The organism is Amycolatopsis cihanbeyliensis (assembly GCF_006715045.1).
Classification (GTDB): domain Bacteria; phylum Actinomycetota; class Actinomycetes; order Mycobacteriales; family Pseudonocardiaceae; genus Amycolatopsis; species Amycolatopsis cihanbeyliensis.
The window spans coordinates 2,602,147-2,617,789 of sequence record NZ_VFML01000001.1; the positions used below are offsets into that span (position 1 = coordinate 2,602,147).

Genomic DNA, 15,643 nt, shown 5'->3' on the forward strand with positions numbered 1-15,643 from the left:
GTGCATCACCCTCAGTACTCGTCGGGATCCCGGTGGTCGAATGCCGACCACCCTACGATGTCAACGAGCTACTGGTTCGGGCGCTACTGGACCGGGCGGACCGCGCTACACCGCGCGTTTCTTGAGCTTGCGACGCTCCCTTTCGGACAGTCCACCCCAGATGCCGAAACGCTCGTCATGCGCGAGGGCGTACTCGAGGCAGTCGTCCCGCACCTCGCATCCCTGGCAGATGCGTTTGGCTTCCCGGGTGGACCCACCCTTCTCCGGAAAGAAGGCCTCCGGATCGGTCTGCGCGCACAGGGCGCGTTCCTGCCAATCCTGCTCCTCGGACACGTCGAGCAGGTCCGGGAGAGTTCCCAGGTCCTGCTGCTGGGGGTCATCCCAGTCCATGACGTGCCCCCAATCCCTTCCATTGGCGCCTAACCGCACGTCCGCCTCCTCGCTTCCACGCACTCCCCAGGCTGGCGGTGTTGACTCGGCGTCGAGACGCGGAACCGTGCCCCGACGCGTACAGTCCGATGCCGGACCGCACCGTTGTGGTCCCCTCCTGCTCCCTCTTCAGGCGGACCGATCCGCCGCCCCCTCTGGCGACGAATGACATCAATGTGATTACACCCGTGTAATGGAGCTAGGTCAAGCGGAGTAGCAAGTTCGGGGGATACTTCGAGCTCGACACGCAAGGGGACACGCCGACGGCCACCCGAGGGGATACGGAAGACTGAGGGCGTGCAACGTTCAGCCGTCCGCCCCAGTCCCCTGTTCTTCGCCATCCTCGCCGTCGCTGTCCTCGGTGCCGCGCTCCTGGTCGTGCAAAGCCCGTTCCCGACGACGGAGTTCGACGGTCAGGTGTTCATCACCAGTCTCGACCACCAGGTGCTCGGCACGCTCGGGATCATCCTGCTGATCATCGGCGGCTGGGCAGCCTCGCTCACCCTGCACGAGTTCGGCCACGCGCTGGTCGCCTACCGCGGCGGGGACCACGAGGTCGCCGCCAAGGGTTATCTCACAATGGACATTCGCCGGTACACCGATCCGGTGCTGTCCCTGGTGTTGCCGCTGCTGTTGCTGGCGATCGGCGGCATCCCGCTGCCCGGTGGCGCGGTGTGGATCAACCGGTGGGCGCTGCGCTCGCGGTCGGTGTCCTCCTGGGTCTCGCTGGCCGGTCCGCTGAGCAACCTGGCCATCGGCGCCGTGCTGACCGCTGTGGTGGCGCTGGCGCCGATGCCGACCGGGCTGGCGATCGGCCTGTCCTACCTGGCGCTGCTGCAGATCCTGGCCTTCGTGCTGAACATCCTGCCGGTGCCCGGCCTGGACGGGTTCGGGGCGATCGAGCCCTACCTTTCCCCGCAGGCGCGGGAGTTCGGCGCCAAGGCGCGGCCGTGGGCGCCACTGGCCCTGTTCGCGCTGATCATCGCGGTGAACCCGGTGGGGCAGGCCTTCTTCGACTTCGCCTACGGGGTGTTCGACCTCGTCGGCGGTGACGACCGGCTGGCCATCATCGGCGCCGAGGGCTTCCGCTTCTGGCTGTGACCTCGGGTGGCCGTCACCGGTGCTCGCGCAGCCACCTGCGGGCGCGCTTGGCCACCCGCTTGAGCGCGGAACGCTCGCCGAAGTAGTCGGCGAGCATCCCGACCACCGGTAGCATGCCGAAGGCCTGGTGGTAGAAGCGGCCCTGCGGGCGCTTCTCCAGCTCGTCCGTGATGGACAGCAGCAGCCTGCCCAACCGCCACAGGGTGCGCGCCGCTGCCCGCAGGGTGATCCGGCCGTGCCGGCGGGAGGACTCGGTGACCTCCTCGGTCAGCTCGGTGGTCCGCACGTCCTCGGCGGCGGCGTCGTGCCGCACGCCCCTGCCCGCGGCCAGCTCCGGGTCCACCTCCCGCTCGAACAGCACCCAGGCCAGCAGCCGCACCCGGTCCCCGACCTCGGTCATCCCGTGCTCGCCCGCGATGGCGCAGAGCAGCAGGCCCTGCGCGGCCGCGCCGAGCGCGTCCTGCACGGGCAGCCGGTCCGCCAGCGCCCCGCCGAGGCCGGGGACGGCGGTCAGCAGTGCGGTGAACCGGCCGACCCTGCTCACCCACCAGTGCGAACGCTGCGCGGCGTCCATCCCGGCCCATGCCGCGGTGCCGGGGACCCGCAGCGCGGTCAGCCGATCCAGCAGCCGCTCGCGCGGGCCGCGCTGCACCTCGACCAGGTCGGCGGCCTCCCGCTCGGCCCTGGTGCGCAGCCCGAGCGGGTCGGACTCGCGCAGGGCGTCCAGCAGCGGAGCGGTCGCCCGCACGAACGGGCGAAGCACGCGGACCACCTGCGCATCGGAGATCGCCTCACCCACTGACCGCTCCCCTGCCCGGCGAGCGGGCGAGCACCCCGCCGAGCGCCAGCGCGGCCGGCAGCGCCCCGCCGGCCAGCAGCAGCAGCGCCCGCCAGTCCTGCAGCAGCACGAGGTCGCGGCCGGGGCCGGCCAGCCCGATCCCGAACACGGTGACCAGCCACAGCACCAGCGGGACCACGGCCAGCCGCGGTGAGGTCACCCGCGCGGCCTCGCGCACCAGCAGCGGGGTGGTCACCACCGCCAGCACCACGGTGACCGGCACCGGCACGGCGTCCACCGCCGGCAGGATCAGCCCGTCCAGCCGCAGCGGGAGGTAGAACAGCTCCAGCGCGGCCAGCAACACCACGTCGACCAGCAGCAGCGCGAACAAACCCCACTGATACCCGTGCCGACCGGTCATGCTTGCTCCTTCGCGGCTTCGCGCGCGTCCGCGATCGTGTCGACGGGGCGCCCGGCACGACCCGGCGCATGGCCACCAGGGCACGCGCCCCGCCGCCCCGACAGTGGGGCCTCCGGCCGAGGGCGCGCTCTGTGGTCACCGTGACGGCCGCGGGTTGACCCAAGGGGTGTCATCCGGCCACCCCACCGAACAGGTCGGTGCGCACGCCCTCGGCGGGCCCGCGGGCCAGTACGAAGTACTCGGCGGCCAGCAACGGCTGGGCGATCCCGTTGGACAAGGCGTAGCAGGAGGCCGGGCTGGGCACGCTGACCTGGCTACGGTGCGCGCGCAGCGCCGCGACCTTGGCGTCCAGGTACGCGGCGACGTCCACGGTGGTGGTGACCAGCTCGTCCGCGACCGTGGCCGGCTCCCCGTCCGCGGGCACCCGGAACGGCAGCTCGCCGGCCTGCCGTAGCCCGGCCAGCCCGCGGGCCACGGCCGAGGCGGGCGACACCACGTGGAACACCCTGCTCCCGCTGTCCCGCGTGGCCGCCATGGTGATCTCGTGCGCCCGGATGTGGTCGGGATGGCCGTACCCGCCGTTGGCGTCGTAGCTGACCACCGCCTGCGGGCGCACCTCGTCCAGGATCGCGGCGAGCTGGGTCGCCTGCTCCTCCACCGCGCCGCGGACGAACGCCCGCGGGTGCTCGGCGGCGGGCGTGCCTGCCATGCCGGAGTCCCGCCAGCGCCCGATCCCGCCGAGGTAGCGATGATCGGTCACGCCGAGTGCCGAACTGGCCGCGGCCAGTTCGCCCGCCCGGTACCCGCCGAGCTGGTCGGCCTCGTCCGGACCGAGCCGCCGCAGTTCGGGCGGGATGACCTCGCCCTGCTCGCCGAGCGTGCAGGTCACCAGCGTGATCTCGACCCCGGCGGCGGCGTAGCGGGCGATCGTGCCGCCGGTGGTGAGGCTCTCGTCGTCCGGATGCGCGTGTACCAGCACTAGCCTGTACGCACCGTACTCAGGTCTGCTCAGCTCAGAGATCACGGTCTCAGATTAATTCCTCCTTCGTGTCCACATCCCCCGGCGCCTCGGTTATCCTCGCGCGAGTCATGCCTACCGGGCGTGACATCTGTACCCCCACGAAGGGCATCTTGGTGAGCACTGAAGCAACAACGGCGATGACGGCCGGCACATCCGGTTCCGTCCTTTCCATCGCGGACCTGCACATCTCGTTCCCCACCGAGGACGGCGTCGTCGATGCGGTCAAGGGCATCGGGTTCGACGTCAAGCCCGGCGAGATCGTCGCCGTCGTCGGCGAGTCCGGATCGGGCAAGTCGGTGACCTCGATGTCGGTGCTCGGCCTGCTGCCCAAGAACAGCACGGTCCACGGTGACCTCCGCCTCGAGGACCGCGGGCTGTCCGGGCTGTCGGACAAGGAGCTGCGCAAGATCCGCGGCAACGACATCGCGATGATCTTCCAGGAGCCGATGACGGCACTCAACCCGGTGTACACCGTCGGCTGGCAGATCCGCGAGGCCCTGCGGATGCACCAGGACCTCGCCAAGAGCGCCGCCGACGCCCGGGCCATCGAGCTGCTGGACCTGGTCGGCATCCCGAACCCGGAGCAGCGCTTCCGGCAGTACCCGCACCAGCTCTCCGGTGGGCTGCGGCAGCGTGTGGTGATCGCGATGGCGATCGCCTGCGACCCGAAGGTGATCATCGCCGACGAGCCGACCACCGCGCTGGACGTGACCGTGCAGGCGGAGATCCTCGGGCTGCTGCGCAAGCTCAGGGACACCCTGGACACCGCGATCGTGCTGATCACCCACGACATGGGTGTGGTCGCCGACCTCGCCGACCGGGTGGTCGTGATGTACCAGGGCGACATCGTGGAGCAGGCTCCGGTGCGCGAACTGTTCGCCCGGCCACAGCAGGAGTACACCAAGCGGCTGCTCGCCGCCGTTCCGGTGCTCGGCCAGCGCCCCGAGGGCGGGCTGCTGTTCGAGGACGAGCGGATGGACGCCACCGAGGCGCAGCGCATCGCCGAGGAGATCAAGCTCTCCGACGCCGAACTGGAAGCGAAGATCGAGGCCGGGGCGCACGCGCTGGAGATCAAGAACCTGGTGCTCGACTTCCCCGGCCGCCGCGGCAACAAGGTACGCGCGGTGGACGACGTGTCGCTGCACATCGAGAAGGGCGAGATCCTCGGCCTGGTCGGCGAGTCCGGTTCCGGCAAGTCCACCGTCGGCCGCTGCGCCATCCGGCTGCTCGAGCCGACCGGCGGTACCGTCTCCATCGCAGGCCGGGACATCACCACGCTGTCCGCCAAGGAACTGCGGCCACTGCGCCGGTACTTCTCCATCGTGTTCCAGGACCCCGCGTCCACGCTGGACCCGAAGATGACCATCGGCGACTCGGTGGCCGAGCCGCTGATGCTGCACAAGATCCTGTCCGGCAACGAGCTCGACAACCGGGTCACCTCGCTGCTGGACAAGGTCGAGCTGTCCGCGCACTACCGCAACCGCTACCCGCACGAGCTGTCCGGCGGCCAGCGGCAGCGGGTCTCCATCGCGCGGGCACTGTCGCTGAACCCGCAGTTGCTGATCGCCGACGAGCCCACCTCGGCGCTGGACGTCTCGGTGCAGGCGACCGTGCTGGACCTGTTCCTGAACCTGCAGCAGACGCTGCAGTTCGCCTGCCTGTTCATCAGCCACGACCTGGCCGTGGTCGACCTGCTCGCCGACCGGGTGGCGGTGATGCAGCACGGCAAACTGGTCGAGGTGGGCACCAGGGACGAGGTGCTGCACTCGCCGCGGGAGGAGTACACCAAGCGGCTGCTGTCCGCGGCCCCGGTGGCCGACCCGGTGCTGCAGGCCGACCGGCGCGCCGCATGGGAGGCCGGCCGGGTCGCCCCGGTCGCCGACTGAGCCCGAAACGGCAGAGGGCCCGGCCAACCGCGTGACGGTGGCCGGGCCCTCTGCCGTGGTCGTCCGGTCAGGCCTTCATCCGGCGCTGTCGGGGGTCGAAGGCGTCCCGCAACCCGTCGCCGATGAAGTTGATCGTCAGCGAGATCAACACCAGCACCAGGAACGGTCCCCAGAACAGCCAGGGCCGGAAGGTGAGCTGGGCGTAGTTCTCCTGGATGACCCGGCCGAGCGAGGTGTCCGGTAGCTGCACGCCGAGGCCGATGAAGGACAGCGCGGCCTCCACCAGCACGGCCTGCGCCACCGCCAGGGTGGCGTTCACCGTAATACTGCCGACCATGTTCGGCACCAGGTGCTTGAAGATCACCCGGCCGGTGCCCGCGCCCGCGGCACGCGCGGACTCCACGAACTCCCGCTGCGCCAGCGACATCGCCTCGGCACGGGTGATCCTGGCGATCGGCATCCAGGCGAACGCGGCCAGCACCAGTGCCACCACGTACCAACTCCCGCTGAACACCTGCACCAGGATGGCGGCCGCCGCGATCTGCGGGACGATCAGGAACAGGTCGGTGAACCGGGAAATCGCCGAGTCGGTGAAGCCGCCGAGGTAGCCCGCGGTGGCACCGAACACCACCCCGAGCATCGTCGCGACCATGGACACCACGACCGCGATCAGCATGGAGTACTGGGTGCCGCGCAGGATCTGGGACACCATGTCCTTGCCGACCTGCGTGGTGCCCAGCGGGTGGTCCGCGCTGGGCTGCAGGAAGCCGCCGACCGTCTCGGTGTAGCTGTACGGCCAGAAGATCGGCAGGATGACAATGGTCAGCACGATCAGCGTCAGCAGCGCGACACTGGCCATCGCCAGTTTGTGCCGCAGGAACTTCCGCAGTACGAGCGCGCCCTGACTCCGTGGCCGTGGCGCGAGGTCGGTTTCCTGGTTTTGGCCCCCGGAACCGCCCGACTGGGCGTCCGCGAGCATCGAGTTCATATCAGCCAACGCGAATCCTCGGGTCCAGGATGCCGTACACCAGGTCGGCAATCAGATTGAACACAACTACCGTAACGGCGACCAGCACCAGCCAGCCCATCATCACGTCCGGATCGTTCTGGTTCACCGCGTTCACCAGAACCGTGCCCATCCCGTTCCACGCGAACACGGTTTCGGTGATGATCGCCCCGGTGAGCACCTGCGCGAAATTCACCGAGAACAGCGTCGCGACCGGGATGAGCGCATTCCGCATGGCGTGCCGGAAAATGACCCGGGAGGAGGAAACGCCCTTCGCGCGGGCGGTACGGACGTAATCCGAACTGAGCGTCTCGAGCATGGAGGCACGTTGGAACCGGCTATACGCGGCGAAGCTGATCACCATGATGGCAAGCGTAGGCAGCAGGTACGCGCCGACGTAGTCGACGATGAAGTCGCCGAACCCGTCACTGACCAGTTTCTCCGGGCTGATCGTCTTGATCCACGGGTTACCGAGCCATTCGGTGAGGCCGAGGTCGTAAACGACCGTGTTCAACTCGATCGCATAAGTCTTCAGCACGATGGCGACACAGAAGATCGGCATCGAGAACATCAGGAACGCCAGCATGGTGGCGACGTAGTCGATGATCGAGTACTGCTTCACGGCGGCCAGCACACCGATGGCGACGCCGATGACGATCGCCAGGATCTCCGCGCCGATCACCAGTTTCAGAGTGACCTCGTAGGCACTCATCACCATCGGGAAAACCGGCTGCAGCGCGTTGCCCTGTGCGATAGAAAGGCCCCAGTCGCCGGTCAGGAAGTCGCCTAGCCAGTCGAAGTAGCGCGGGACCAGCGGCTGGTCCAAGCCGAGTTGCTGGGCGAACGCGGCGATGGTTTCCGGACTGACATCTGGTCTTGCCCGCAGATCGGCGAGCGGATCACCCGCACCGGCGACCATCAAGTAAACCAGGAAGGTACCGATCAGCAGGATCGGTATCGAGATCGCTACCCGCCGTAGCGTGTAGAGCACTAAGTTCAACGGAATTGCTCCTCGTCCGGCCTCGCCGTCTGGGTGTCAGCGGCCGCCCTTGCTCACCGTAGCGGGGGTGCCGCCACGGTCAACAGCTACCCAAGGAGGGTCGTGCACGATTCGCGCGCGACACTCATTTATCACACCTCAAGGAAGAGGTCCGGAACCGGGCTGGCAGCAGCACCGGTTCCAGACCCCTTCAGCTCATCTCGATTTCACTGGGAAACTAGCTGGTCCGCTCCCACTCACCGACATTCCAGAGGGAACCGAAGTAACCCTGGAAGAAGACCCGGTCGATGCCACGGAAGGCCCACATCGACGGCATCTGGAACAGCGGCAGCGAGGCCCGCTCCTCCGCGATCAGCTCGTCGGCCTTCTGGTAGCCCTCGCGCTGGGCCGATTCGTCGGTCGCCGAGACGGCCTTGTTCATCGCCTCGTCGATCTGCGGGTTGGCGAGACCCTGGTAGTTCTGCTCGCCACCGTTGTCCGGGGAGAGGAAGATGGACGAGGACTCGGCCTTGAACGGTGCCGCCGACCAGGCATAGATGCAGGCATCCCAGTCGCCGTTGGAAAGCGGGCCGTCGAAGAAGGCCGGGTCGGTGTTGTCCTTGACCTCGATCCCGGCTTCCTTGAGCTGCGGGATCAGGATCTCGACGGTCTGGCTGCGCCGGTCGTTGTCGTTGTGCGAGATGGCGATCGACAGCCGCTCGCCATCCTTCTCGAAGATCCCGTCGGCGCCCTTGGTCCAGCCTGCGTCCTGCAGGGTCTTGGCCGCGGCCTGCGCGGCCTGCCCCGCCTTGCCGCTGTAGCGGTCCTCGTAGCCCTGCTCACCCTCGAAGTACATGACGCTGTTCAGCACCTGAGCGTCCTGCCGGATCGGCTGGATGAGCTTGTTCAGGATCTCCTCGCGCTCGATCGCCTGGAAGAAGGCGGTCCGCACGGCCTTGTCGGCGAAGATCCGCTCGTAGTTGAGGTCGATGTGCTCGTACGACAACTGCGGGGCCGAACCGTAGGTCACGCCCTGCGAGGCGAGGTCCTTCAGCCCCTGCGCGCTGGTGGCGTCCGGCTGGGTGGAGGACGCCACGTCGATCTCACCGTTCTGCAGCGCCGAGGCCATCTCCGTGGTCTTCGGCATGGCCCGGACCACGACCGTCTGCGGCCCGCCCTTGGCACCGACGAAGTCCTTGTTCCGCTCCAGGGTGACGATGCCCGCGTTGTCGTCGAACGAGGCGATCTTGTACGGGCCGGAGGCCGGCATGATGTCCGGCTTGAAGCCCTTCCACTCCGAGGACCAGAACTCGCCGGCCGGCTTCAGCTCCTCAGCCGGGCTGTTCAGGTCGAACTGGGTGATGTCCCCGATACCGGTCTCCTGCTCCAGCACGTGCGCGGGCAGGATCGTGGTGTTGAACAGGCCCTCGTAGTCCAGGTACGGCTCGCTGTAGGTGGTGACGAAGGTCTGGTCGTCCGTGCACTCGGCCTGCTCGATCAGCTTGTAACCGGCGGGCGACACGGCCTGGAAGGACTCGATCTTGCCACTGTTGGCGAGCCAGGCGAGGTAGAAGTCATCGCAGTCCCAGGCCTCGCCGTCCGACCACTTCACGTCCGGCTTGATCTTGTACTCGACGACCTGCGGCTCCGTCGAGGTCATCTCGACCGAATCCATCACATCGCCGTTCAGCAACACCTTGTTGTTGCCGTCGTAGATGTGCGCACCGGCGAGCACCGTGACCAGCACGTAGGTGTTGTACGACGTGTTGGTGTCCGGCGTGTTGTTGTTGTACGCCGTGAACTTCCGGTCGACGGCCACGGTGACCTTATCGCTCTCCGCGGCCTCGGCGAGCTTGAAAACGCCGTTCTCCTGCGCCTTGCCCGTGGCCATCTGTTCGATGTCCGAGCTTGAGCCGGTGTTCGGGTCGCCGCCTTCGTCACCACCGCTGCACGCGGTCAGCACGAGTGCCGACGCGGCGATGAGCGACAGAGCGGAGACTGCTTTGGATCTCCTCATGTACGTGTGCCCTCCTAGCACTGGGCCCTGACGTTGGGACCATGGACCCACATTGCTCCGGATATTTTGGGCCGGAGCCTATGACACGCCAAGCGACACTCAATTGGCGCACTGCCGGTGCACGCTAGAAAGCATCACCACTCCGGGTCACGACCTACCGAGGGATCGTGACCAAAGGGTGACATCTACGCTGCGGCCTGGAATACGACGGTTACCTGCTGGAACCAGCCGGATACCTGACCGACCGAACGTTCAGCCGGGAGCTTCGTCCGTTACCCTGCGCCGTGACAGCCAAGGGTTGCTCAGATTAGCCCGAAGGGAGTAGAGACACCTAGCCTGTCCTCCCTTCCGGTACTGAGTCCGGATCGGCTCAGTACCGATTCAGCAGGTACCACGGCTTCAGCCGGCGCCGCGAGTCCAGTCCACCGCGGAGCCGAACGGGCCGACCAGGGGCGGCCCGGGGGTCACCCCGGACACGCCAGTGCCCAGGGCGAGCGTGTCGGCCAGCTGGAACAGCGGGAGCACCACGTGCTGGCGCCACAGCTCGGGCTCCACCTCGGCGAGCGCGTCCGGCACCGGCCGGGCCCCGGTCAGCGCGGACTCGATGGTCGGCTGCAGGCTCGGGTCACAGAAGGCGGCGGGGTTGGCCGGTACGGTCGGCGCGCTCCGCTCGGCGTCCTTCCCCGCGGCCCCGCACCCGAAGGTCGAGGCCAGCGTCGAGGCCGGATCGCCGCTCACCGCCTGCGGGACGACCGCGATGTCCACCCCGACCGCGCCGGTGGTGTCCTGCGTGTTCCGCCCCTCGTCCTCGCCGAAGGTCACCGGCATCGCGAGCAGGCCGGAGAACAGCTCCCGGGGCGGCGGGGCGACCGTGCGCACCTCCACCCCGGCCGCGATGAGCTGCCTGCGCAGTTCCTCGGCGATGCTCGCGTAGGGCTCCTTCTCCCCCGGCACCCCGATCACCACGGACAGCGCCGTGCCGTCCCGGCGCCAGGTGCCTGCCTGCCTGCTGTAGCCGGCCGCGGTGAGCAGTTGCTCGGCCTTGGCCGGGTCCGAAGCCGCCGGTGGTCCGGCCGAGGGGATCGTGGCCTGGTAGTCCGGCACGGACGGGGGCCGCACCTGGGCGTCCGCGCGCAGCGTGGCCGAGGGCCCGCCGTTCACCCCCTCGGCGATCAGCGCGTCCCGGTCGATCAAAGCCGCCACCCCGGCCCGCACCTGGTCGTCGGCCAGCACGCTGCCTGCCGGCCGCAGCAGCACGCTGGCCACCTGTGGCCGGGCGATGGTGTGCAGCTTGACCTCCGGACCGAGCTCGCCGAGCAACTGCAGCCCGGTCGCGTCGGTGCGGGCGAGGACGAACTGGGTGGTGCCGCTGCGCAGGGCGCCGACCATGCCCGGCTGGTCGCCGCGGCGCAGCACCACCTGATCCACGGCGGCCGGCTTGGCCCAGTACCGCTCGTTGCGCTCCAGCACGATCTCGCCGCGCGCCAGGTCCAGCGTCTTGATGGCGAACGGCCCGCCGTACGCGGGGAAACTGTCCGCCAGCGCGCCCTGCCAGCCGCCGGGGGCGTCCTTGAGCAGGTGTGCGGGGAGCAGGTCGTCGAACAGCGTCCGCCAGCCGGGGTAGGGCTTGCTGAAGGTGACCTTGACCTGCTTGCCACCCTCGGCCGAGGCGACGTCGTTGATCAGCCGGTAGCCGGCGGGCGCGACCACCCCCGGCCGCGCGCTCATGGCGTCGGCCAGGTAGTCGAAGTCCTCGGCTGCGATCGGCGCCCCGTCCGACCAGGACGCGTTCTGCTGAATGTCGTAGGTGACGGTGAACGGCTGCTGGTCGGTGACCTCGGCGGAGACCATCAGGTTCTGGTCCAGCTCGCGGGTGCCGTCCTCGGTCGCCCGGAACACCGAGGGCAACAGCAGCTGGGACAGGGCCGACGTGACCGTGGAGGCGTCGGCCAGCTGGTGCGGGTTGTACCCGCCTGCCACGGCGTCCACCCCCACCACGATCTGCGAGGGCGTCTCGGCCTGCGGGGTGGAGGACTGCGCGACCGGGGTCGGCGAGGTCGGCGGCGGTGGGGTGTTGGTGCACGCCGACAGCGCCGCGACCAGCAGCAGGGCGAGTGTGACCCCCGAACCTCTCGCCTGCACGCTGTTCCCTCCTGCTCGCAGTCGACATCAGTACCGCTACCAAGGGGACGTTTCGCTCGGCCGACCGGTTCCCGCGCGGTGGGCGGCGGGAGCCCGGATCAGGCCTGATCGCGCTGCTTGGCCCGCGAACGTTCCTTGGCCCGCTGGTGGATGTCCAAGGTCACCTTACGCACCCGGACGGCGTGCGGCGCGACTTCGACGCATTCGTCCATCGCGCAGAACTCCAGCGCCTCCTCGAGGCCGAGCTTGCGCGGTCGGGCGAGCCGCTCCAGTTCCTCCCCGGTGGAGGAGCGGACGTTGGTGAGCTTCTTCTCCTTGGTGATGTTGATGTCGAGGTCCTCGGCTCGCGGATTCTCCCCCACGACCATGCCCTCGTAGACCTCGGCGCCGGGCTCGACGAAGAAGGTCCCCCGCTCGGCGAGCTGGATCAGCGCGTAGGCGGTGACCGGGCCGGAACGGTCGGCCACCAGCGACCCGTTGTTCCGGGTGCGGATCTCTCCCGCCCACGGGAAGTAGCCCTCGAAGACGTGGTGGGCGATCCCGGTGCCGCGGGTCTCGGTGAGGAACTCGGTGCGGAAACCGATCAGGCCGCGCGCGGGCAGCACGTAGTCGAGCTTGATCCGGCCGGTGCCGTGCCCGCTCATCTGCTCCATCCTGCCCTTGCGGGCGGCCAGTAGCTGGGTGATCGCGCCGAGGTACTCCTCGGGTGCGTCCACCGCCAGCCGCTCGAAGGGCTCGTGCAGCTTGCCGTCGATGGTGCGGGTCACCACCTGCGGCTTACCGACGGTGAGCTCGAAACCCTCCCTGCGCATCTGCTCGACCAGCACCGCGAGGGCCAACTCGCCCCGGCCCTGCATCTCCCAGGTGTCCGGCCGCTCGGTCGGCAGCACGCGGACGCTGACGTTGCCGATCAGCTCCTGGTCCAACCGGGCCTTGACCAGGCGGGCGGTGAGCTTGTCCCCGCCACCCTTGCCGGCGAGCGGCGAGCTGTTCACGCCGAAGGTCATCGAGATGGCCGGCTCGTCCACGGTGATCCGGGGCAGCGCCTCGGGCCGCTCGGGATCGGCGAGCGTGTCGCCGATGGTGATGTCCGGGATACCGGCGATGGCCACCAGGTCACCGGCCGCGGCCTCCTGCGCGGGCACGCGGGTCAGCGCCTCGGTGACCAGCAGTTCGGAGACCCGGACCTGGCGGGTCGACCCGTCTTCCCGCATCCAGGCGACGGTCTGGCCCTTGCGCAGCCTGCCCGCGTGGATCCGGATCAGCGCGATCCGGCCGAGGAAGCTGGAGGCGTCCAGGTTGGTGACCAACGCGCGCAGCGGCGCCTCCGGGTCCACCGCGGGCGGGGGCACGTGCCGCAACAGGGTCTCGAACAGCGGGTCCAGGTTGGCGCTTTCCGGTTCGGCCCCGTCCGCGGGCCGCTCCAGGCTGGCCTTGCCTGAGCGCGCCGAGGCGTAGACCACCGGCAGGTCCAGCACCGCGTCCAGGTCGGCGTCCTCGATGTCGCTGGCCAGGTCGAGCAGCAGGTCGTGGGTCTCCTCGACCACCTCGGCGATGCGGGCGTCCCCGCGGTCGACCTTGTTCACCACCAGCAGGACCGGCAGCCCGGCCTCCAGGGTCTTGCGCAACACGAAGCGGGTCTGCGGCAGCGGACCCTCGCTGGCGTCCACCAGCAGCACCACACCGTCCACCATGGCGAGCCCGCGCTCGACCTCACCACCGAAGTCGGCGTGCCCCGGGGTGTCGATCACGTTGATGATCACCGGGCCCTGCTCGGTGACACGGCGGATGGCGGTGTTCTTGGCGAGGATGGTGATGCCCTTCTCGCGCTCGAGCTCACCGGAGTCCATCACCCGATCGACCGGCTCGGCCCGCTCGGCGAAGGCGCCGGACTGCCGCAGCATGGCGTCGACCAGGGTGGTCTTGCCATGGTCCACATGGGCGACGATCGCGATATTGCGCAGGTCCGGCCTGGACGCCGAGGAGCCCGAGCCGCCGGGAAGGCGCGAGGCGGGACGTGCGTCAACAGTCATGCCTGCAGGTTACGGGCCGCACCGACACGGACCTGGAGCAGGAGGCGGTCGCGGTCGCTCAGGTCACATCACACCTCACGGTAGGCCGACCGCTCGCCGGGCCGGGGCGGGGTGCTCGATCCCACACGACGATCAAGGCTAGGCTGACCTAACCTGGTAGGTCACGACCCGGACCGACACGGAGCACGAGTGGGCAACAAGCACGGCGGCAATGCGGACGCGAAAGCGATCGTTCGCAAGAAGATGAAGGCCGGCAAGGTCAAAAAGAAGTGCTGCCGGTCGAAGCCGCGCTGCAAGAAATGTCCGGTACTGGCACTGAAGAAAGCAAAAAACAAACTGGACAAGGCGGCATGAAGTGCCCGGTTTGACGCGCCCGCACCGAGCTCCCGTCTCCCGATGCGGGCGACGGCGACCTAGGGCGTGTTTCAAAGGCGTAGCCACTCGTTGATTGTGGCGATCTGGACTGTGGCCTCGTACCGGACTGCCAACTTGTCGTATCGGGTGGCCACGGCGCGGTTGCGCTTGAGCCGGTTGATCCCGCATTCCACGGCATGACGCTGCTTGTAGACCTCAGGGTCGAACGCTGGTGGCCTGCCACCAGCACGTCCCTTGTTTGTGCGGTGCCGTACCTGATCGGCCTTCTCCGGAACCGTGCACCGAATCCCCCGACCACGCAGAGAGGCCCGGTTGGCGCGGGACCCGTAGGCCTTGTCCGCCAGCACCCGGTCCGGTCGCGTGCGGGGTGGACCGCCCTCCAGCCGAGCGACCCGAACACGCCCCAGCACCACCTGGAACTGAGGCGAGTCACCCCGCTGCCCCGCCGTCACGACCACCGATAACGGTTTTTGCCCCTGCTCGGTGGCCAGGTGCAGCTTGGTGGTCCACCCGCCCCGCGAACGGCCCAACGCGTGATCGTCTGGTTCGGGCTCACCCACCCCACCGGGTGGTTCCTTCTGTGCTTGTGGATGGGTCCGCGCCCCCGCGGCGTGCTGATGCGCCCGGTTGATCGTGGAGTCGACGCTGACGTCCCAGATGATCAGTCCGGCGGCGTCGGCCCGCGCCTGTAACGCAGCCACGATCAACGCCCAGACTCCGGCACGCTGCCAGCGCCGGAACAGCCCGTAGACGGTCTGCCAGCAGCCGTAGGCCGGTGGGATATCCCGCCAAGGACAGCCGACGCGCACCCGCCAGCGGATCCCGTTGATCAGTTGCCGCTTGGTCCACGTCGGTGGGCGACCCGGTTTCCTACCCACGGGCAGCAGCGGCTCCAGGATCGCCCACTGCGCGTCGGTAAGGTCGGCTCGTCCCGTCGCCGCTACGCTGGCCACGAGGTCTCCGGTGTTCTCGATCAGCTTGGTCGTTGATCGATCTACCGGAGACCTCGCCTATCTGATCAACGACACGCCGACACCGCCAGACCAGTGGCGTCTTTCCTGGTCAACACATTGAAACGCGCCCTAGTGGGCTACCGCTTCGTTGATCTCCCGAAGTTCGGGGGCCGTCTTCGTCGGGGAAAACTCGATCACCTCGTGGTGCGCGAGGTGCTGGACGGCGAACGGATCGGTGGCCAGGATGGCGTCCAGCTTTCCCCGCAACATGGGACGCGCGATGATCACACCCCCGGTCCGCGGGTTGCGGCGACCGGAGGCGAGGAAGTTGCCCTGCTCATACTGCTTGGCGAGCCACTCGGCGTGGTCCGGCAGGGCGTAGTCGATTTCCTGGATGGGTGCGGTGTAGTTGACCAGTACGACATACATATCCCCACGGTAGACCCGGCCGCGCCGAATAAACGCCGTTAACAGGCGCGTCGATGCCTATCGTTGACCCGGC

General features: G+C 68.6%; 14 protein-coding genes. 3 read left to right on the plus strand and 11 right to left on the minus strand.

The window, feature by feature from the left end:
• Positions 1–105 precede the first annotated feature (105 nt).
• A complete protein-coding gene (locus FB471_RS11450) occupies positions 106–390 on the minus strand; it encodes a WhiB family transcriptional regulator (RefSeq protein ID WP_170220999.1) in 285 nt (94 codons plus the stop codon).
• A 336-nt stretch (positions 391–726) separates the two neighbouring features.
• Between FB471_RS11450 and FB471_RS11455 the strand changes: the two genes are divergently transcribed.
• A complete protein-coding gene (locus tag FB471_RS11455) occupies positions 727–1,530 on the plus strand; it encodes a site-2 protease family protein (protein WP_141997662.1) in 804 nt (267 codons plus the stop codon).
• Positions 1,531–1,543: 13 nt separating this feature from the next.
• Here FB471_RS11455 and FB471_RS11460 read toward each other — a convergent pair whose 3' ends face one another.
• The 3 genes from FB471_RS11460 to mshB form a co-directional block, all read right to left on the minus strand.
• A complete protein-coding gene (locus FB471_RS11460; protein ID WP_141997663.1) occupies positions 1,544–2,329 on the minus strand; it encodes a hypothetical protein in 786 nt (261 codons plus the stop codon).
• Positions 2,322–2,729: a hypothetical protein gene (locus FB471_RS11465; protein WP_141997665.1), complete on the minus strand. Its 408-nt coding sequence runs from the start codon at positions 2,727–2,729 to the stop codon at positions 2,322–2,324. Before FB471_RS11465 ends, FB471_RS11460 begins: the two co-directional genes overlap by 8 nt.
• A 169-nt stretch (positions 2,730–2,898) precedes the next feature.
• Positions 2,899–3,708, minus strand: a complete 810-nt coding sequence (mshB, locus tag FB471_RS11470) for an N-acetyl-1-D-myo-inositol-2-amino-2-deoxy-alpha-D-glucopyranoside deacetylase (protein ID WP_246076355.1) — start codon at positions 3,706–3,708, stop codon at positions 2,899–2,901.
• 179 nt (positions 3,709–3,887) lie between these two features.
• Between mshB and FB471_RS11475 the strand changes: the two genes are divergently transcribed.
• A complete protein-coding gene (locus FB471_RS11475) occupies positions 3,888–5,636 on the plus strand; it encodes an ABC transporter ATP-binding protein (RefSeq protein WP_141997667.1) in 1,749 nt (582 codons plus the stop codon).
• Between the two features lie 67 nt (positions 5,637–5,703).
• Here the strand turns inward: FB471_RS11475 and FB471_RS11480 are convergent, their stop codons facing one another.
• The 5 genes from FB471_RS11480 to typA form a co-directional block, all read right to left on the minus strand.
• Entirely contained in the window at positions 5,704–6,615 is a 912-nt protein-coding gene (locus FB471_RS11480; RefSeq protein WP_425457102.1) for an ABC transporter permease, read from the minus strand.
• A 10-nt stretch (positions 6,616–6,625) separates the two neighbouring features.
• Positions 6,626–7,642 carry an ABC transporter permease gene (locus FB471_RS11485; protein WP_141997669.1) on the minus strand — a complete coding sequence of 339 codons (1,017 nt, stop codon included), beginning with the start codon at positions 7,640–7,642 and terminating at the stop codon, positions 6,626–6,628.
• Between the two features lie 217 nt (positions 7,643–7,859).
• Positions 7,860–9,638: an ABC transporter family substrate-binding protein gene (locus FB471_RS11490; RefSeq protein WP_141997671.1), complete on the minus strand. Its 1,779-nt coding sequence runs from the start codon at positions 9,636–9,638 to the stop codon at positions 7,860–7,862.
• Between the two features lie 399 nt (positions 9,639–10,037).
• Entirely contained in the window at positions 10,038–11,780 is a 1,743-nt protein-coding gene (locus tag FB471_RS11495; protein WP_246076356.1) for an ABC transporter family substrate-binding protein, read from the minus strand.
• Positions 11,781–11,878: 98 nt separating this feature from the next.
• Complete coding sequence (gene typA / locus FB471_RS11500) at positions 11,879–13,813, minus strand: translational GTPase TypA (RefSeq protein ID WP_141997673.1); 1,935 nt, start codon at positions 13,811–13,813, stop codon at positions 11,879–11,881.
• 189 nt (positions 13,814–14,002) lie between these two features.
• Here typA and FB471_RS34080 point away from each other — a divergent pair, with 189 nt between their 5' ends.
• A complete protein-coding gene (locus FB471_RS34080) occupies positions 14,003–14,167 on the plus strand; it encodes a hypothetical protein (protein WP_170220635.1) in 165 nt (54 codons plus the stop codon).
• A gap of 71 nt (positions 14,168–14,238) precedes the next feature.
• Here the strand turns inward: FB471_RS34080 and FB471_RS11505 are convergent, their stop codons facing one another.
• Positions 14,239–15,141 (minus strand): IS5 family transposase, encoded by a 903-nt coding sequence (locus FB471_RS11505; protein WP_141997676.1) that lies wholly within the window; start codon positions 15,139–15,141, stop codon positions 14,239–14,241.
• A 129-nt stretch (positions 15,142–15,270) separates the two neighbouring features.
• Positions 15,271–15,570: a YciI family protein gene (locus tag FB471_RS11510; RefSeq protein WP_141997678.1), complete on the minus strand. Its 300-nt coding sequence runs from the start codon at positions 15,568–15,570 to the stop codon at positions 15,271–15,273.
• Between the last annotated feature and the right edge of the window lie 73 nt (positions 15,571–15,643).